The organism is Bartonella sp. HY406, assembly GCF_025449315.1.
Classification (GTDB): domain Bacteria; phylum Pseudomonadota; class Alphaproteobacteria; order Rhizobiales; family Rhizobiaceae; genus HY038.
On the sequence record NZ_CP104893.1, the window covers coordinates 1,093,282 to 1,112,371 of the forward strand.

Below are 19,090 nucleotides of genomic sequence, written 5' to 3' on the forward strand. Positions count from 1 at the left end.
TCAATGCCAAATGGTCAACCAAGCTATTTGGTCATTACTCTAGCGATCAAAAAAAGCCTTTTTTCTGCCACCAACCGCCTCGCTTCGGCTTGTCGCCATCTTGCGATGAGGAAACGGTTATTTCTGTTTCTTTTGCTGTTGCAGTTTCATTATTTTCGATAATCTCAGTATTATGACTGCTAACATCATCAGCTTTGCGTTTACGGCGTGTGCGTGGCTTTGCTGTGTCCGCTTTAACTTCGCTGTCTTTGGTGTCAGGCACAACAACATCACTTATCGCAGCGGCTTCACTCAATGTTGCTTCCACCGCAGTATCTGTTTTGGTAGCTTTAGTGCGTCGTGGGGTGGCGGTTTTTGGCTTTGCCGGTGCTTTTCGTTTGGCCTTTGCCGCTGGTTTTTCAGCCACAACTTGAGTGGTTGTTTCCACCTTGGTGAAGGGGCCAACTGGTTCTGCATTAGGGATAATTTTGTTTTGCGCAGCATTTTCGTTCGATACTACAGCCAAATTATCGGTTGCAGCCTCAACTGTTTGGTTCTTGTTCCTTGCTGTTTGGCGCCCACGTCCCCGACCACGGCTATTTGGCTTTTGTTCGCCATTGTTTGTTGCTTGCGAAGTGGTTTGTGGTGTCGTAATGGCAATTTTTTGGATACCATTTTGCTTAGCATTTACGTTGCCATTTGCGGCAGCCGCTTTAGGGAAAAAGCCAACGGGCTCAGCTGCAGGAAGGAAGCGGTTGCGACGGCTTTGACGTATTTCAGCAAGAGCTGCTTGTGCAAATGGCCCTACTGGTTCAGCAAAAGGCAAGCGCTTACGATCATTATCATAATGGTCACGGTTACGGCGTCCACCACGGCGACCACGACGTCTGCGCCGGCGGTTGCGCTCTTCTTCGCTTAGATCGCTTGTTACGCTATCACCATTAGCCTCTTGTCTGCGGTCATTATTGCCACGCTTTTTCTTATTTTTGCGTCGTTTATTGTCATTTTGTGGCTCGTTAACCGTTACAACTTCTTCTTCCTCTTCGACTTCAGGGATATCTTCATAGATTTCCTCTTCTTCGAAGATTGGAGTTATTGGCATGATAACGGCTGGTGTGCCTTCTGCAGGCGTACCTTTATCAATTGCTAAATGCTGGGCACCAACGGTTTCATCTGCTTCAATACTAATTGTTAAGCCAAAACGCAATTCAAGATCAGAAAGTAGTTTGCGTTTATGGTTTAACACATAAAGTGCGGTGCTAACTGGAGTGCGAACGATGATATTATTTTGACCATTACGCAATAAATATTCTTCGATTGAGCGCATAACATGTAAGGCCACCGATGATTGCGAGCGCACATAGCCAGTTCCAGCGCAGTGCGGACAAACCTGCATGGTGCTTTCAAGCACTGATGCACGAATACGCTGGCGGCTCATTTCCATGAGACCGAAATGTGAAATGCGACCCACTTGAATGCGGGCGCGGTCGTCTTTTAGGCAATCTTTAAGCTTTTTTTCAACTGAACGGATGTTGCGCTTGTCTTCCATATCGATAAAATCGATGACAACAAGACCAGCCAAGTCGCGCAGACGTAATTGACGGGCAATTTCTTCGGCAGCTTCAAGATTGGTTTGAACGGCGGTTTCTTCAACCGAATGTTCTTTGGTCGAGCGGCCAGAATTCACGTCAATTGCAACCAAAGCTTCGGTTTGGTTTAAAACGAGATAACCGCCAGATTTTAATGTTACCTCTGGTTGCAACATACGGTCAAGTTGGGTTTCAATGCCGTTTCGCGCAAAAATCGGGGTTAATTCACGATAGGGTTGAACAGCTTTGGCATGGCTTGGCATAAGCATACGCATGAAGTCTTTTGCTTCACGATAACCGCGTTCGCCTGCAACCTGAATTTCTTCGATATCTTTATTGTAAAGATCACGGATTGACCGTTTGATAAGGCTACCTTCTTCATAAACAAGGGCAGGGGCAATTGAAGTTAGTGTAAGTGTACGAACATTTTCCCAAAGGCGCATAAGATATTCATAATCGCGTTTAACTTCAACCTTGGTACGATTAGCTCCTGCTGTACGCAAGATAATACCCATGCCTTTTGGTACATCGAGTTCTTTGACGATGTCTTTGAGGCGTTTGCGATCATTAATATTCGTAATTTTGCGTGAGATGCCACCACCACGCGCTGTATTAGGCATTAAAACGGAATAGCGACCGGCAAGAGAAAGATAGGTGGTTAAAGCAGCTCCCTTATTGCCGCGCTCTTCTTTAACGACCTGTACGAGCAGGATTTGGCGTCTTTTAATGACTTCTTGTATTTTATAATCGCGTTTATAGGCTTTTTGCAGTGTTGGAAGCTCTTCTAATGCATCCTCTGCGCCAACAGATTCAATAATGTCCTCATTATTATCGCTATCATCACTTTCAAGCTCATGGTCATCATTGTTATCTGTTTCAATATTTATGTCATTTTCATCATTATCTTCTGAGATAATGTCGCTATCTGCTGCCGCCGATTGAGTTTTGCGGTTGTTGCGAGTGTTTTTGCCATTGCGATTATTGGCTTTAGCAGCCTCTTCTGCGTCTTGCTCTTGTTTGGCGGCAAGTTCTTCAGCCTCAAGCAAAGCTTGGCGGTCAGCTTCAGGAATTTGGTAATAATCAGGATGGATTTCTGAAAACGCTAAAAAGCCATGGCGATTGCCACCATATTCGACAAAGGCAGCTTGCAAGGACGGCTCAACACGCGTCACTCGGGCAAGATAAATATTGCCTTTCAGTTGCTTTTTATGGTCCGATTCAAAATCGAATTCTTCAATCCGGTTACCGCGTGTGACGACAACCCGTGTTTCCTCCGGGTGGGAGGCATCTATAAGCATTTTGTTGTTTGACATATTGCAAATTCCAACAAACCAAATGTCTAACCTGCGCGATCAGCAGAAAAATGCTGCGCGTTACTGTCATTTCATCTTGGCTTGCAAATTCAGGTTTTACCGGACCGGAGCAATGACGTGCGACATAGAGTTGCCCTAAGGCAAGTCCATCGGTCATTTTCTCTTTTCTCATCCGTTCTGAATGAACCATAACGGCTCCTGGCAAAACGATTATACTATAATCCGAATATCGGATCAGCGAAACTTTATTATAGTTCATTTTTACAAAAGCTCTTCAGCCTAAGCGGTAAAAATGTATAAACTGATTTATGGGATTAATTTAGCCTGTCACACTAACGCACCCAAATAATAATTAAATCTAGGTTGAAACAAAAACTCAAATCTTACATGTCAAGATTGACAAAGCCGGTTGAGTTTGTAGTTCATCCTCATGCTAATATTCTGCTTATTACGGGCATTTGGCAATATATCCATCGCATGGATGCCTGTTGATACCTCATATCACAAAATTCAGCATTTTTGTTCTATTGCTTAGAAAGCAATCTTGCAAGCAAAATCCGTCAATTGAAACAAGATTTATATCTTTTAGAATATTATGAATTAATTAAATTATTTGTTTCCTTACTTTGAAATCTAACCTTATTTGGGGATACGTAGCCCATGAAATTTGACTGAAACCCCTTGCAATCTTACGGTAAAAAAAATATGAAAACATATCGTACAGGTCTTAATCTAGCGATAATTTAATTTTTAAATACCTCATTGCGATTTTTTGCCAGTCCGCTTTATGGTCGGTAACATAATATGTCATGCTCAAAGTTATTGGTTGCAGAATAATGATTTTATCAAAAAATTGGTTTTCAAAAAGCTTAATCTTTATTTTTCTGCAATTGGCAATTTTTTGTGTCGTCATTAATTATAGCTTAGCGGCAGCAAGTGAGGTCGATGGTAGCAATTCTGCGTCATTTAAAGTTTTAAGCACGCGGCTTACTGGCGACAATAATCGATTAAGAATAGTTACTGTTTTAAATGAGAAACCTAATTACCGCCTTATGCTTTTAGATAAACAGCCAAGATTAGTTGTTGATTTACCCAAAGCTGATTTTTTGATGCCGCTTAAAGCAGTAGAGATACGCGGTATGGTAAAAGAATTGCGCTATGGTGCAATAAACCCAACGCAGTCGCGCATGGTTTTTGCCATGAAAACGGCCTTTGCTATTGAGCGAGTTGATGTTGAATCGTTAAATGAAAATATTTGGCAACTTATCATTGATATAAAAGCCGTGCCTGACCAGGATTTTGATAAGTCAATAGAACACACGCGAAAATTTGAGCAATTGCGGCGTACAAACCCTGAAAATCTTGATCACAATAAGCCTGATAAAATGGCTATAAACGTAAAGAATGATGAGTTTACAATTGTTATTGATGCGGGACATGGTGGTTTTGATACTGGTGCAATTGGTGTTAGTGGTATTGAAGAAAAAAGTGTGACTTTGGCCTTTGCTAAGGCACTGAAAGATGTTCTTGAAAAAAAACAATTTAAAGTGGTTCTAACCCGTGATGATGACACGTTTTTACGCCTTGGCGAGCGTGTCCAATTGGCACGTAGCAACGCAGCCAATCTTTTCATATCGATCCATGCCGATTCTATCCATTTGCCTGATATTCGGGGGGCAACAGTTTATACTTTATCTGATAATGCTTCAGATTCCTTGGCTAAAGCCGTGGCTGAGAATGAAAATAAAGCCGACTTATTAGGTGAATTGCCACCCGATGAGCCGCCTGAAGTTGCCGATATATTGATTGATTTGACACGACGCGAAACTGATGGCTTTTCATCGAAATTTGCTGATCGGGTTATTTCATCCCTTAATGAAGGGCAAATACGTGTTATTAATAATCCACACCGATATGCAGGCTTTATGGTGCTAAAAGCGCCTGATATACCTTCAGTGTTAATTGAACTTGGTTATCTTTCCAATGCTGATGATGAGAAGCTTATCTCTGATCCTGTTTGGCGCAATAATATGGCGCATATTATTAGTAATGCGATTGAAAAATATGCTCAAATGCGAATGCAAAAGGCATTGCCATAATATTTTTGTTTTGGCGTGAAAAGCGACTTCCTATTGTATCGATAAGTATTTTAATGAAATTGTTTAATTTGTTAAAGTTATGTAAAATAATAGTAATTTGACTTAACATGCTTTTATTATTAAAAACAGGTAGATAATATCTTGCTTGCTGCCAAAAATAAAACGCGGTGTTTAGATTATTGTATATAATGGGTATATTTCTTGGTTGAGCGTTTGCAGTAAGCAGAGTTTGAGGGGGATAATTAATTTGTTTCGCAAGATTCTTTTATTTTTGCCAGTTCTTTTGTTCGTACAAAAAAATACGTGTATCAACAGAATTAGTGATAAAATTAACGAATTTCGTAAAAATGGCATAAGAATTTTAAAATATTTTAATTTTTCTTGTCATTTTCCTTGTCTTTGACGTATTTGAATGCAAATGCAATGGGATTAATTGCTTTTCTCAATTTATAATGGTCTGAAAATAGTGTCACGTAAGTTTCGAAAAATTCTGGGATATACAGTTACTTCAACATTGACCCTTGCAATTCTGGGGCTTGGCTGCGCAACCGCTTATGTCAACGAAGTATCAGAAGAACTTCCAAATTATGAAGTTTTGGAAAAATATGAACCACCAGTAATGACGCGCGTTCACGCAGCAGATGGTGGTCTTATGGCCGAGTTTTCCAATCAAAGACGGCTATATTTGCCAATTCAAGCGGTTCCAGATCGCCTAAAAGCGGCTTTTATTTCAGCTGAAGACAAAAATTTCTATAGTCATTTTGGTCTTGATCCTGAAGGTTTAGCGCGGGCTGTTGTCAATAATTTAAAAAATATGGGGTCGGGCCGTCGTCCCGAAGGCGCGTCGACCATAACGCAGCAGGTAGCAAAAAACTTTCTTTTGAGTTCAGATGCTACAATGCAAAGAAAAGTACGTGAAGCTATTCTTTCCATGCGTATCGAAAAAGCTTATTCTAAAGACCATATTTTAGAGCTTTATTTAAACGAGATTTATCTTGGTAAAGGAGCATATGGTATTGCAGCTGCCGCGTTAACCTATTTTGATAAGTCAATCAATGAGCTTAGTTTAGAACAGATAGCCTATCTTGCAGCGCTCCCTAAGGGGCCTTCGAATTATGATCCTTTTACCCATACTGAGCGCGCATTGGAGCGCCGTAATTGGGTCATCGATCGCATGGTCGAAAATGGTTATGTTGATGCTGCCGATGGAGAGGCCGCCAAGCAAAAGCCGCTCGGTGTCACATTGCGCAGCAAGGATAACTATGTCTTTGGTGCTGATTATTTTACTGAAGAAGTTCGCCGTCAACTTATGGCACGCTATGGTTCAAATACACTTTATGAAGGTGGTCTTTCGGTTCGTGCTACGTTAAATCCACAATTGCAAGTCTATGCGCGTAAAGCGTTGCAAGATGGTCTTATTAAATTTGATCAAAATTTTGGTTGGCGCGGTGCTTATAAAAAGATATCACTTGCCGGAGATTGGGGCGTTGCGCTAGGTGAAATACCTGCATTTAGCGATGTACCAGAATGGCAGCTAGCAGTTGTCCTTTCCACCGATAGCAATAGTGCCCAAATTGGTTTGCAGCCAGAGCGCGAACTTTCCAATGCTTTATCTTCACAGCGTGTAAAAGCAACGATTGCTGCTAGCGATATGAAATGGGCATATCGTTTGGTTGATGCAAATGGGCGCCGTAGCACAGCGAAAAATCCTGCTGGTGTGTTAGAGCCCGGCGATGTGGTGTTTGTTGAAAAGAAAAAGGGCTCGGACAATGCTTATCAATTGCGTCAACCACCTCGCGTGCAAGGCGCGTTAGTTGCTATGGAGCCGGTGACTGGCCGCGTTTTAGCAATGGTTGGTGGTTTTTCTTATTCGCAATCAGAATTTAACCGCGCAACGCAAGCTTATCGCCAACCAGGCTCATCATTTAAACCCTTTGTCTATGCTGCTGCACTTGATAATGGTTACACGCCTGCATCGGTTGTGCTTGATGGTCCTGTTGTTATTGACCAAGGATCTGGCAATATTTGGCGGCCTAAAAACTATGGTGGTACATTTGCAGGTCCATCGACCCTACGCTATGGTATTGAACGTTCGCGTAACCTTATGACTGTGCGTCTTGCTAACGATCTTGGCATGCCGGTGGTGGCAGAATATGCCGAGCGTTTTGGTATTTATGACAAAATGCAGCCGGTGCTTTCAATGTCGCTTGGCGCAGGTGAAACCACTGTGCTTCGTATGGTAACGGCTTACTCGGTTCTTGCAAATGGTGGACGCGCTATCGAACCATCGATGATTGACCGTATTCAAGATCGCTATGGTAAAACTATCTATCGCCACGATAAGCGTATTTGTAAAGATTGTAATGTGAGCGTTTGGGATAACCAGCCCGAGCCGGAATTGGTTGATGAGCGTGATCAGGTGCTTGATCCAATGACCGCTTACCAGATCACTTCCATGATGCAGGGTGTGGTTCAACGTGGTACTGCAGCTCGCCTTAATTACTTAAACCGGCCTATCGCCGGTAAAACGGGTACTACTAATGATTCCAAGGATGCTTGGTTTGTTGGTTTTACACCTGATATTGTGGTTGGCGTTTTTGTTGGCTATGATAATCCACGTTCATTAGGCTTTGGTGGTACAGGTAGTGCTTTAGCAGCTCCAATTTTCGGTAACTTTATGGAGCCAGCCATGAAGGGTAAGCCGAAAATTGATTTCAAAGTGCCACAAGGTATGAGCCTCATTGCAATCGACCGTAAAACTGGTATGCAAGCCCATGCCGGTGATCCCAATGTCATGGTGGAAGCGTTTAAACCCGGTACTGGTCCAGCTGATGTCTATCAAGTTATTGGTGGCGCTGAATCTTTCAAGGAGGGGGTACGCGTACCTCTTATGTCACCCACCGTCAATGATGCGATTGGCCGTGGCTCAAGTGGACTTTACTAGATTTAAAATTCAACCATGTTGAAATTGAAGCGCATATTTGCAAATAGCGAATATGCGCTTTTGATATTGAAGTCGGTTTGACTTTACGTTAGCAAATAGGCAAAAGACAAAGAAATGCATTTATTTTTGCAGTTTAAAATCATGAGCTGATAACTGTAAAATGAATGTAAGCTTATAAGTTAAGAGGTTGTGGCGTAATTATGCGTGCAGAAATTGAAACATTGGTAGATGAAATCAAGCAGGCCATAAGTCTGCTGAGGAGGCATCTTTGACTGGGATCAGTCATTAAAACGCCTTGAATATTTAAATCAGCAAGCAGAAGATCCTTCGCTTTGGAATGATCCGCAAAAGGCGCAAGATTTAATGCGTGAGCGCCAACGGCTTGAGGAATCAATTGCTGGTATAAGGCTATTAAGCCAAACCCTTGATGATAGTGTTGAACTTATCGCTATGGGCGAGGAAGAGGGCGATGCTAGTATTATCAAAGATGCTGAAGAAGCTATTAAAGGCTTAAAGCAAGAAATTGATAAGCGGCAAATTGATATGTTGCTCTCTGGCGAAGCTGATGCCAATGATACCTATTTGGAGGTTCATGCTGGGGCAGGTGGTACTGAAAGTCAGGACTGGGCCAATATGCTGCTGCGTATGTATACGCGTTGGGCAGACCAGCATGGTATGAAAGTCGATATCATGGAAGTCCATGATGGCGATGAAGCTGGTATTAAGTCAGCAACTATTCTTGTTAAGGGCCATAATGCTTATGGCATGCTTAAAACAGAATCAGGCGTGCATCGTTTGGTGCGCATTTCGCCTTACGATTCTAATGCACGCCGCCATACGTCTTTTGCAAGTATTTGGGTCTTTCCTGTTGTTGATGATAATATCGAGGTTGAAGTTTCCGAATCAGATGTTCGCATTGATACTTATCGCGCATCGGGTGCTGGTGGTCAGCATATTAACACCACCGATTCTGCTGTGCGTATTACGCATATTGCAACGGGAATTGTGGTCCAGTGTCAGGCTGAGCGTTCACAACACAAAAACCGCGCTGCTGCATGGTCAATGTTGCGGGCTCGACTTTATGAAGAAGAGCTGAAAAAGCGCGAAGAAGTTGCCAATGCAACTGAGGCCAGCAAAACTGATATTGGTTGGGGGCATCAGATCCGTTCTTATGTTTTACAGCCATATCAATTGGTCAAAGATCTACGGACTGGTGTTGAAAGTACCGATCCGCAAGATGTTTTAAATGGTAACCTTGATGCTTTCATGGAAGCTGCACTTGCGCAACGTGTGCATGGCGGCGGTGAAGATGTCGCAGATATTGATTAAGTTTAAGTCTTTTTGTTAACCTATTAAAAATACTGGGTTAAATTATAGGCGCATTTATTCGCTTTTTGCGTTATAAATGCGCCATATTTTTTGATAAAATAATGAGACTATGTTTCATACTTATTTTAAGTCTCTTTAATGGTTTTACTTAATCTATTAAAAATAAATGTATTTTTACGCGTTTTATGTCTTCGTGTTTTAGTTTAATATCAAAGGTGTTTTTGCAATGCGGCTATTATATTACGGCTTTTTTGTCATTGTTGTTATGGCACTGATTTTGAGCTTTATGTGGTTTTTTAATGAAAATCACAACAATGATATTCGGCAAAATAGTGTTGAACAGAGTATTACAACCAAGGATAATGATCCAATTGTTGGTTTGTTGTCACAGCCAGATATGTTGGAACAGCGAAACACTCCGCAAGATGAAGAAACATCAAAGATTGTGTTGCCGCCGCCAGTTACCCCAATGGATGATAGTTTGAAAAAGCAATTTTGCACCACGGATAGCTTTGAAAATAAAACCTATGTTGTGTGTCGCGCCAATCCTAGCCTTGATCGGATTGAACTATTTTTAAATGGCAGTGATGATAAGCCTTATAAGCGGTTTTATCGTTTAGAAGACGCACTTAACGCTGAAGGCAAAACAATTGCTTTTGCGATGAATGCTGGCATGTATCATGCTGATTACACCGCTGTGGGGCTTTATATTGAAAATGGCAAAGAACTGCATTCCATTTCCACCAAAGATGGCCCAGGTAATTTTCATATGAAACCCAATGGTGTCTTTTTTATCAATGATGGTAAAGCTGGTGTATTGGATACAGATAGCTTTATTGCTCGTGGTTTAAAACCACAACTTGCTACCCAATCTGGACCGATGTTGGTTATCAATAATGAAATTCACCAGCGATTTATTCCGCAATCTCCCTATCTTGAATATCGCAATGGCGTAGGTGTTACGAATGGTGGTGAAGTGATTTTTATTATTTCTGAACAAAAGGTCAATTTCGATGAAATGGCGCGTTTTTTCCGTGATAAGCTAAAAACACCGAATGCATTATTTTTTGATGGCTCTATTTCTAGCCTTTATGCACCAGAACTTTTGCGTAAAGACTGGTGGCATGGTTTAGGGCCAATTATTGCGGTAACCCTTGACAAGAATAATTGATCTGGTTTTGTTGGTGAAGTTGATTTAATAACGGACATGATTTGAACAAAAAATAAAAGCTAATAAAAATTGGTTTTTGAAGATTAAACCTTCGTCCTATAATTTAATTTTGAGGTTGGCATATACCAATGGATGTGACATTAATGACGGCATTTTTAGGAGGGATTTTATCTTTTCTATCGCCTTGTGTTTTACCACTTGTTCCTCCTTATCTTTGCTATATGGCAGGGGTGAGTTATGAAGAATTGCGTAGTAATGGTAAAACAAACCGTTTTAAATTTGACCCAACGATTATCATTCCGGCGATCGGATTTATTTTAGGCTTTACCATAATATTTGTATTGTTGGGCGCAACCGCTTCATTCATTGGTCGGTTTTTGCTGCGTTGGCAACAAGAAATCACTATCGCTGCTGGTGTTGTGATCATCATTATGGGCTTACATTTTTTAGGCGTTTTCCGCATTTCGCTTCTTTTACGTGAAGCGCGGTTTCATGCAAAAAATTCAAAATCTGGCCCAATTGGCGCATTTGTTATGGGGCTTGCTTTTGCCTTTGGTTGGACCCCCTGTATTGGTCCAATTCTAACCCCAATCATTTCAATGGCAGCAAGGTCTGATACCGTTTGGACAGGTGCATCCATGCTTGCTGTTTATTCTCTTGGGCTTGGCATCCCCTTTTTGATTGCGGCTATTTTTTCAGGGCTTTTTATGTCCGCCTTAGCATCAATGCGTGTCCATCTTGGTATTGTCGAAAAAATAATTGGTGTCTTGTTAATTATTGCCGGACTTGTCTTTATTACTGGCCAAATGCAAAATGTATCTAATTGGTTTATTGATACATTTCCATTTTTGCTTAATTTAGGTTAATGCCGTAAAATAGCATAATAATATTGCTTATATTTAGAGGATTTCATGTCACGTTCTTGCTTATCGGTTGTTCTCGGCGCGGGTGAGGGTACCCGCATGAAATCCAGCCTACCAAAAGTGTTGCATAAAATTGCAGGGCTGCCACTTATTGGCCACGTGGTTCAAGCGATGGAAAAAGCTGGCTTTGATCAGCTTGCTGTTGTGGTCGGACGCGGCGCTCAATATGTGCAGGATTTTGTATCTACTTTAACCCCAAATGCTGCTTTCTTTGAACAAAAGGAGCGCCTTGGCACAGCCCATGCCGCACTGGCTGCGCGTGAATTATTGGCTAAAAATTATGATGATGTTTTGATTGTATTTGGTGATACGCCACTTATTGAAGCAGAAGCTTTAAGCCATGCGCGTCAAGAGCTTAAGGCAGGCGGCGATATTGTGGTGATGGGCTTTTATAGTGATACACCTCATGGTTATGGTCGTTTAATTATTGAAAATGGCAAATTACAAGCCATTGTTGAAGAAAAAGAAGCAACCAATGAGCAAAAGAAAATAAAGTTTTGCAATGGTGGTTTAATGGCCATTAATGGCAAACACGCTTTGTCACTATTGGAAAAAATAGAAAATAATAATGCCAAAGGCGAATATTATCTAACTGATATTGTTGCGCTTGGAGCCACGGCTGGACTTGATGTCCGCGCGATTGAAATTCCATTTGATAATGTCATTGGTATCAATAATCGCTTGGAACTAAGCCAAGCTGAGCATATTTGGCAACAAAGGTGCCGCAAAGCTATGATGCTTGACGGTGTTACCATGCAAGCACCTGAAAGCGTATATTTTTCTTTTGATACAAAAATTGCCGCTGATGTTGAAATTGAGCCAAATGTAGTCTTTGGTCCTAAAGTTGAAGTGTCATCGGGCGCTATTATTCATAGTTTTTCTCATGTTGAGGGGGCATTTATTGGTGAAAATGCTTCAATTGGCCCATTTGCGCGCCTTCGACCGGGGGCAAAACTTGGCGCAAAGTCGCGGGTTGGCAATTTTTGCGAAATTAAAAATGCGCAAATTGGAATCGAAGCTAAAGTTAATCATCTTAGCTATATTGGTGACGCCGAGATCGGTGAACGCGCCAATATTGGCGCAGGAACAATTACTTGCAATTATGATGGCTTTAATAAATGGCAAACAAAAATTGGCGATGACGCATTTATCGGTTCTAACAGCGCTTTGATAGCGCCTGTTACTATTGGTAATGGTGCCTATGTTGGCTCAGGTAGTGTTGTAAGCGATAATGTACCTGCTGATGCTTTGGCTTTGGCGCGTGCGCGGCAGGTTAATAAGGAAGATAAGGCTAAATCACTGCGTGCCTATTTTTCATCACTTAAAACTCCAAAATAAGTGTTCAAATGATATGAGGATGTGATTATGAGTCTTGGTTGCCTTTTTCCTGAAATAGAACCTTTTCATCAAGAGATGCTAAAGGTTTCTGATATTCATGACCTTTATGTTGAGCAATGCGGCAATCCTAATGGTAAACCAGTGATTATGCTGCATGGTGGACCGGGGACTGGAATTTCAATGACCATGCGACGTTTGCATGATCCGCAAAAATATCGCATTATTTTATTTGATCAACGTGGTTGCGGAAAATCAACCCCCTATGCCGAGTTGCGTGAAAACACCACTTGGGATTTGGTTGATGATATGGAAAAAATCCGTAGCCATTTAGGTATTGATAAGTGGCAAGTTTTTGGTGGTTCATGGGGATCAACTCTTGCCCTCGCTTACGCGCAAACTCATCCAAATTATGTAAGTGAGCTTATTTTACGGGGCATATTCATGTTGCGCCGTTTTGAGGTGGAGTGGTTTTATCAAGAAGGCGCAAGTCTTATTTTTCCAGATCGGTTTGCCGCTTATCGTGATCATATTCCACTCAATGAGCGGGGCGATATGATTGGCGCCTATTATCGGCGCTTAACCAGTGATAATAAAGAAGTTCAACTTGCTGCAGCAAGGCTATGGGGGCAGTGGGAGGGATCTGCGATTAATCTATTGCCTAATCCTGAGCAAGTTGCAGCCTTTAGTAATGACGATTTTGTTATAGCTTTCGCTCGTATTGAAAGCCATTATTTTCAAAATCGTGGTTTTTGGGAAGATGATGACCACTTGTTAAGAAATGTTGATAAAATTAGACACATTCCGGCGATTATTATCCATGGTCGTTATGATATGTGTACGCCTTTTATTAATGCATGGCAGTTAAAGGAAAAGTGGCCAGAGGCTGAATTGCAAATTATTGAAGATGCTGGACATGCCGTTAATGAGCCTCCTATTGCAAAGGCGCTTATTCAGGCAACAAATCATTTTGCTTAAATAATCGAAGGGGCGTTTTATAAAACGCCCCGTTGGTTTTTAGTCTTGTGGGTCAAGTGGCTCAACACCATCTGCTTCATTGTTTTTGTTAAGGCGAATTTTCTCAACCTTGTTTTCTGCTGTTTTTAGCAAAGTGTCGCAATGCTTTTTCAGTGCTTCGCCGCGTTCGTAAATAAGGATCGATTGTTCAAGCGGTACATCGCCACGCTCGAGATTTTCGACAATATGCTCAAGTTCACTCAAAGCTTTTTCAAAACTCATGGTTGAAACATCGGCATTATCTTGATTATTTGTTGGTTGTTCTGACATCATATTTACCTAAAAATATTTAAATTTCTCAATTCCATTAATTAAAACAAAGAATTATTGAATTTCTGTACGGGTAATGTGGATTCCAAAGCCTTCAAGACCGACATAATGGCGCTCCTTTGAAGCATAAAGCACAATAGAATTGATACCCAAATCCTTTAAAATTTGCGCACCAAGACCAATTTGCCGCCATTCATCCTCACGGGTTACTGCTTCGCTATGGGCTTCATGCCCTTCAAGAATAAGCTCACGGCTACGCATATCATGGGCATCAGTGCCAACGCCGACGGAACCTTCACGTAGATAAACCAAAACACCGCGTTTTTCATTGGCCATCATCTTTTTCAAGATGGTTGCTATTTCATCTTTAGTGCCAAATACGTCGCTTAAAACATTTTCGCGGTGAAGACGTACGGGAACATTTTCACCGTCACGTATATCGCCAAGGACAATGGCAACATGTTGCATGGGTTCCCAAGGCAATTGATAGGTATGGGCAATAGCAGGGCCGGCTGCTGTTACAACAGCTATTTCATCGACGTGTTCAACAAGCTTTTCCTGTCTTTGACGATAGGCGATTAAGTCCGCAACAGTTACCTCATGAAGGTTATGCTCTTTGGCAAAACTGGATACTTGAGGACCGCGCATAACGGTGCCATTATCATTGACGAGTTCGCACAAAACACCAACTGGTGCTAATCCAGCAAGACGGCATAGATCAACCGCTGCTTCAGTATGGCCAGAGCGCATCAAAACCCCACCCTCGCGGGCAATTAAGGGAAATACATGGCCGGGGCGGACAAAATCAACTGCGCCACAATTGGGATTTGCAAGATTACGTACAGTTAATGTACGGTCATTGGCAGAAATACCGGTTGTTGTACCATGACGATAATCAACGGTCACTGTAAATGCAGTGGAATGGGGAGAATCATTTTCCGCGACCATTGGTGCCAAGTTTAACCGCTTAGCTTCACTATGTGGCATTGGTGCACAAACAATTCCAGACGTGTGGCGTACAATAAATGCCATTTGCTCCGGCGTGCAAAGACTTGCCGCTACAATAATATCACCTTCATTTTCGCGACCATCATCATCCATGACAACAACCATTTCTCCGCGTTCAAAAGCGCGAATGGCATCGACAACATGTTTTTGTTTTTGATTCATTTGAAGGACTTTCTATAAATCGACAATTTAAATCTCAGTTTAATCTTTGATCGTTTAAATTCGGCCAGTTTGACCACGATGAAGAAGGAAGTGATCGGCAAGGGCGCAAGCCATCATTGCTTCACCTACCGGAACAGCACGAATTCCTACACATGGATCGTGACGGCCTTTGGTTATAACGTCTACCTCATTGCCATCTTTATCAATTGATTTAGTTGGGGTTAACATTGACGAGGTAGGCTTGACGGCAAAACGGGCAATTATTGGCTGTCCGTTTGAGATGCCGCCCAAAATACCGCCGGCATGATTGGCTAAAAATAGTGGTTTACCATCAGCGCTAATACGCATTTCATCAGCATTTTCCTCACCACGCAGTGCTGCAGAGGCAAAACCATCGCCAATTTCAACACCTTTAACCGCGTTTATTGACATCATGTAGGAGGCAATATCTTGATCCAACTTTGCGTAAATTGGGGCGCCGAGACCGGCGGGTACATTTTCAGCTATTATTTCTACAATTGCGCCAATGGATGAGCCGCTTTTACGAATCTCATCAAGATATTGAGTAAAGGGTTCCACCATCATTGGATCGGGACAAAAAAATGGATTATTATCAATCTCTTCAAAGTTCCAGCGGCTTTTATCAATGGATAGATTGCCAATTTGAACAATAGCACCACGAATGTTGACTTCTGGTATGATTTTACGTGCTAAAGCGCCTGCTGCTACTCGCATTGCGGTTTCGCGGGCTGATGAGCGACCACCACCACGATGATCACGAATACCATATTTGACATCATAGGTGTAGTCAGCGTGGCCAGGGCGATAATTATTCGCTATATCGCCGTAATCTTTTGAGCGTTGATCAGTATTTTCAATAACCATTGAAATGGGGGTTCCAGTGGTAATCAATTGGTCGCCATTTGGTAAAACGCCAGACAATACTTTTACTGCATCATCTTCGCGGCGCTGTGTGGTAAACCGTGATTGTCCTGGCTTTCGGCGGTCGAGTTCTTTTTGCATGTCATTAAGAGAAAAAACAATTCCAGGTGGGCAACCATCAATGACGCAACCAATCGCGCTGCCATGGCTTTCTCCCCAAGTCGTGACTCTAAACATATGACCAAATGTATTGAATGACATGATAATTGCTCAACTATTTTAAAACTCTGTTAGGGTTGTTTTATTGTTGTTTTGATGTGCGGTCAAATATGATAACGACATATAATCAAAATTTGATGATTTTTTACAATCTTTCGTCACATTCACCTGCTTTATATAAATTCATTCAGTATTAATGTCGAATTTCTTATAATTATAAGCGGTAGGAGGTTGGATTTTGTTTTTTTCCAATTTTTACTATTAGCAATTTTTATAGAGATTGGTGCTATTTTGGGCGAGATTGATACTGTCAATTGAAGAATTCATGTTAGCGGGGCAATGTATTTTGAGTTTAACTTGAATATTTTGGCTGGGGATTTTAATTACTAGAGTTATGGGCCATGTTCCCATATAAGGAATTTTTATGCGCAAACTTTTATTTTTAGGTGCATTCGCTGCAGTTGTTTTTCCAATATCTGCATTTGCTGATAGTGCTCAGGGAACAATTACAGCAATTGATCCAAACGCAAACACTATGCAATTAACAGATGGTAAGAGTTATGCATTGCCGGGTGAGTTTGATTTTAGTGTCATTCAACCGGGAATGAAAGTGACGGTATTTTATGATGTTGATGGATCCAACCGTTATGTCACGGATATTGAGCCTGAAGGAGAAAACACTCATATCGAACTTCCTGATGGGCAGACACAGTCTAATTAATAGAGATTTTAATAGTTAATCCATTAACTAAAAATTTAAGCTAGCACGGGGGTCGCTTAGCTGATTGATTTAAAGGCAAAGCATAGTGTTTTAAGCACTACGCTTTGCCTTTTTTATATAGTGAGTCATTATTACGAATTTTATGACTAAAAATTGAATGATTTAATTGCATTGCCAACAGTTTTAACCCTTGTAAGAGTTTCCATTGGATGAAAGACTATTATTTTTCTATATAGTGCTATAGGAAGGGGCATTTGTTTTCATAAAAACAAATGAAAATAACAAATTTGAGTAGAAAAATAATACTCAGAAAATTTGGCTGTTAGAGTGAACTGAGTATAACATTAAATAGCATTCCAATTTAAATGATATGGGTATGGCAAATATGCAATCTTCAAATATACGCGGTCTTTTAGCGGCTTTTGGCGCCTATGGTCTTTGGGGGCTTTTACCGCTTTATATGAAGGCTGTTGCCCATATTGATGTTTTGGAAGTCGTTGCTAACCGTATTATATGGGCAGTTCCGGTTACAGCGCTCATTCTTTATTATTTGGGTAGATTTACCGATTTACTTAATGCTTTCAAGAAACCAAAAGTTCTTGCAATGGCTTGTGTGACTTCGGCGCTTATAACCTGCAATTGGAGTGTTTATATCTGGGCAATTGGCAATAATCATGCTGTCGATGCTGCCCTTGGTTATTATATTAATCCGCTATTAAATGTATTATTGGGCTTTGTTTTTTTAAAGGAACGCTTAACTCCGTTTCAATGGCTAGCTGTTGTTTTAGCTGCATGTGCTGTTGCAATTCTTGCAATAAATAAAGGCGGCTTGCCTTGGGTGTCGTTGGTTTTGCCTATAACATTTGGCCTATATGCTTTGCTACGCAAATCGCTTCCCATCGGTCCAGCGCAGGGATTTATGCTAGAAGCCCTTATTTTGTTTATACCTGCTTTAGTATTGCAAGGCTATTTCATCTATAGCGGTAAAGATTACTTTGTTCACGGCACTACCCTTGATACCCTATTGCTTATTGGCGCTGGCCCTTTAACGGCAATTCCACTCATTTTATTTGCAGCAGGTGCAAAAGCTTTGAATTTGATGACACTTGGTCTTATGCAATATATGACACCAACGATCCTATTTCTATTTGCTGTTTTTGTTTTTCATGAGCCTTTCAACCAAATTGAACTTGTTGCATTTTCGTTAATCTGGCTAGCACTTATAATTTATACTGTTTCATCTATTATGAATTATCGAGCATCAATGGCCAAAGAAAAAAAACTATAAATACATTTTTAATTTATGCGTAGATCAAGGAGGTCTTAAGTTTTAAGGTCTTCATCCTCACGTAAGGTTAAAACTTCAACACCCTTTTGTGTAACAAGCACTGTATGCTCAAACTGAGCTGAAAGCCTATTATCAACGGTTATAACGGTCCAGCCATCTTTTAATGTTTTAACAGCATTGCTACCCTGATTGATCATTGGTTCAATTGTAAATGTCATGCCAGGCTCTAATATTAGTCCTTTTCCTTTGCTCCCATAGTGAAGTACAGTGGGTTCTTCATGCATTTTACGGCCAATACCGTGCCCACAAAAATCTCTTACCACCGAATATCCATTTTTCTCGGCGTGATGTTGAATGCAAGCGCCAATATCGCCTAAAGTGGCGCCAGGCTTTACCAGTCTAATTGCTTTATATAGGCACTCTTGGGTGGTTTTAACGAGATGCTTAGCTTTTTCATCCGTGTCGCCAACAATAAAGGTAACACTGCTATCACCGTAAAAACCATCCTTTTTAACGGTTACGTCAATATTGATAATATCGCCATTTACAAGCTGCCGATCACTTGGCCAACCATGGCAAACAACCTCATTAATGGATGTATTGACGGTGTGTGGATAGCCATATTGACCAAGGCTACCTGGGATAGCATGGAGATTATTTATAATGTAATCATGACAAAATTTATCAATTTGCAAAGTTGTTGTCCCAGCTTTTATTAAGGGGCGTATGGCGGTTAATACTTTGCTAGTTAATGTGCCAGCAACGCGCATATTTGCTATGTCTTTATCATTTTTTATTGGAACTTTTTTTCTTTTTAGCATCTATATTATCCAATTGCAGA

General features: G+C 41.2%; 14 protein-coding genes. 9 read left to right on the top strand and 5 right to left on the bottom strand.

What is annotated here, in order from left to right:
• Positions 1 to 46: 46 nt before the first annotated feature.
• Positions 47 to 2,881: an Rne/Rng family ribonuclease gene (locus N6B01_RS04590; RefSeq protein ID WP_262080127.1), complete on the bottom strand. Its 2,835-nt coding sequence runs from the start codon at positions 2,879 to 2,881 to the stop codon at positions 47 to 49.
• 836 nt (positions 2,882 to 3,717) lie between these two features.
• On the opposite strand from N6B01_RS04590, the gene N6B01_RS04595 reads away from it, so the two are divergent.
• From N6B01_RS04595 to pip, 7 genes are all read left to right on the top strand, one after another.
• A complete protein-coding gene (locus N6B01_RS04595; protein ID WP_262080129.1) occupies positions 3,718 to 4,980 on the top strand; it encodes an N-acetylmuramoyl-L-alanine amidase in 1,263 nt (420 codons plus the stop codon).
• 526 nt (positions 4,981 to 5,506) lie between these two features.
• On the top strand, positions 5,507 to 7,924 hold the full coding sequence (locus tag N6B01_RS04600; RefSeq protein WP_262080577.1) for a penicillin-binding protein 1A: 2,418 nt from the start codon (positions 5,507 to 5,509) through the stop codon (positions 7,922 to 7,924).
• A 200-nt stretch (positions 7,925 to 8,124) separates the two neighbouring features.
• A protein-coding gene (gene prfB / locus N6B01_RS04605; protein WP_262080131.1) for a peptide chain release factor 2 occupies positions 8,125 to 9,253 on the top strand; the annotation gives its coding sequence in 2 pieces (ribosomal slippage) (positions 8,125 to 8,193 and positions 8,195 to 9,253; 1,128 coding nt in all).
• A 226-nt stretch (positions 9,254 to 9,479) separates the two neighbouring features.
• Entirely contained in the window at positions 9,480 to 10,424 is a 945-nt protein-coding gene (locus N6B01_RS04610) for a phosphodiester glycosidase family protein (RefSeq protein ID WP_262080132.1), read from the top strand.
• 128 nt (positions 10,425 to 10,552) lie between these two features.
• Complete coding sequence (locus N6B01_RS04615; protein WP_262080133.1) at positions 10,553 to 11,290, top strand: cytochrome c biogenesis CcdA family protein; 738 nt, start codon at positions 10,553 to 10,555, stop codon at positions 11,288 to 11,290.
• Between the two features lie 45 nt (positions 11,291 to 11,335).
• A complete protein-coding gene (gene glmU / locus N6B01_RS04620) occupies positions 11,336 to 12,685 on the top strand; it encodes a bifunctional UDP-N-acetylglucosamine diphosphorylase/glucosamine-1-phosphate N-acetyltransferase GlmU (protein ID WP_262080135.1) in 1,350 nt (449 codons plus the stop codon).
• 27 nt (positions 12,686 to 12,712) lie between these two features.
• Positions 12,713 to 13,660, top strand: a complete 948-nt coding sequence (gene pip, locus N6B01_RS04625; protein ID WP_262080137.1) for a prolyl aminopeptidase — start codon at positions 12,713 to 12,715, stop codon at positions 13,658 to 13,660.
• A 39-nt stretch (positions 13,661 to 13,699) separates the two neighbouring features.
• Here pip and N6B01_RS04630 read toward each other — a convergent pair whose 3' ends face one another.
• The 3 genes from N6B01_RS04630 to aroC are packed head-to-tail and all read right to left on the bottom strand — an operon-like array spanning position 13,700 to position 16,282.
• Positions 13,700 to 13,969 (bottom strand): exodeoxyribonuclease VII small subunit, encoded by a 270-nt coding sequence (locus tag N6B01_RS04630; RefSeq protein WP_182419646.1) that lies wholly within the window; start codon positions 13,967 to 13,969, stop codon positions 13,700 to 13,702.
• A 54-nt stretch (positions 13,970 to 14,023) separates the two neighbouring features.
• On the bottom strand, positions 14,024 to 15,139 hold the full coding sequence (ribB, locus tag N6B01_RS04635; protein WP_262080140.1) for a 3,4-dihydroxy-2-butanone-4-phosphate synthase: 1,116 nt from the start codon (positions 15,137 to 15,139) through the stop codon (positions 14,024 to 14,026).
• 54 nt (positions 15,140 to 15,193) lie between these two features.
• Entirely contained in the window at positions 15,194 to 16,282 is a 1,089-nt protein-coding gene (gene aroC, locus N6B01_RS04640) for a chorismate synthase (protein ID WP_262080142.1), read from the bottom strand.
• A 382-nt stretch (positions 16,283 to 16,664) separates the two neighbouring features.
• On the opposite strand from aroC, the gene N6B01_RS04645 reads away from it, so the two are divergent.
• Both N6B01_RS04645 and rarD read left to right on the top strand, forming a co-directional pair.
• A complete protein-coding gene (locus N6B01_RS04645; protein WP_262080144.1) occupies positions 16,665 to 16,961 on the top strand; it encodes a DUF1344 domain-containing protein in 297 nt (98 codons plus the stop codon).
• 385 nt (positions 16,962 to 17,346) lie between these two features.
• Entirely contained in the window at positions 17,347 to 18,249 is a 903-nt protein-coding gene (gene rarD / locus N6B01_RS04650) for an EamA family transporter RarD (protein ID WP_262080145.1), read from the top strand.
• 35 nt (positions 18,250 to 18,284) lie between these two features.
• Here the strand turns inward: rarD and map are convergent, their stop codons facing one another.
• Positions 18,285 to 19,070: a type I methionyl aminopeptidase gene (map, locus tag N6B01_RS04655; protein ID WP_262080146.1), complete on the bottom strand. Its 786-nt coding sequence runs from the start codon at positions 19,068 to 19,070 to the stop codon at positions 18,285 to 18,287.
• Between the last annotated feature and the right edge of the window lie 20 nt (positions 19,071 to 19,090).

Bases quoted from the DNA above. Each gene is read 5' to 3' on its own strand.
- N6B01_RS04590 (WP_262080127.1), bottom strand. From the start codon at position 2,881: ATGTCAAACAACAAAATGCTTATAGATGCCTCCCACCCGGAGGAAACA.
- N6B01_RS04595 (WP_262080129.1), top strand. From the start codon at position 3,718: ATGATTTTATCAAAAAATTGGTTTTCAAAAAGCTTAATCTTTATTTTT.
- N6B01_RS04610 (WP_262080132.1), top strand. From the start codon at position 9,480: ATGCGGCTATTATATTACGGCTTTTTTGTCATTGTTGTTATGGCACTG.
- N6B01_RS04615 (WP_262080133.1), top strand. From the start codon at position 10,553: ATGGATGTGACATTAATGACGGCATTTTTAGGAGGGATTTTATCTTTT.
- glmU (WP_262080135.1), top strand. From the start codon at position 11,336: ATGTCACGTTCTTGCTTATCGGTTGTTCTCGGCGCGGGTGAGGGTACC.
- pip (WP_262080137.1), top strand. From the start codon at position 12,713: ATGAGTCTTGGTTGCCTTTTTCCTGAAATAGAACCTTTTCATCAAGAG.
- N6B01_RS04630 (WP_182419646.1), bottom strand. From the start codon at position 13,969: ATGTCAGAACAACCAACAAATAATCAAGATAATGCCGATGTTTCAACC.
- ribB (WP_262080140.1), bottom strand. From the start codon at position 15,139: ATGAATCAAAAACAAAAACATGTTGTCGATGCCATTCGCGCTTTTGAA.
- aroC (WP_262080142.1), bottom strand. From the start codon at position 16,282: ATGTCATTCAATACATTTGGTCATATGTTTAGAGTCACGACTTGGGGA.
- N6B01_RS04645 (WP_262080144.1), top strand. From the start codon at position 16,665: ATGCGCAAACTTTTATTTTTAGGTGCATTCGCTGCAGTTGTTTTTCCA.
- rarD (WP_262080145.1), top strand. From the start codon at position 17,347: ATGCAATCTTCAAATATACGCGGTCTTTTAGCGGCTTTTGGCGCCTAT.
- map (WP_262080146.1), bottom strand. From the start codon at position 19,070: ATGCTAAAAAGAAAAAAAGTTCCAATAAAAAATGATAAAGACATAGCA.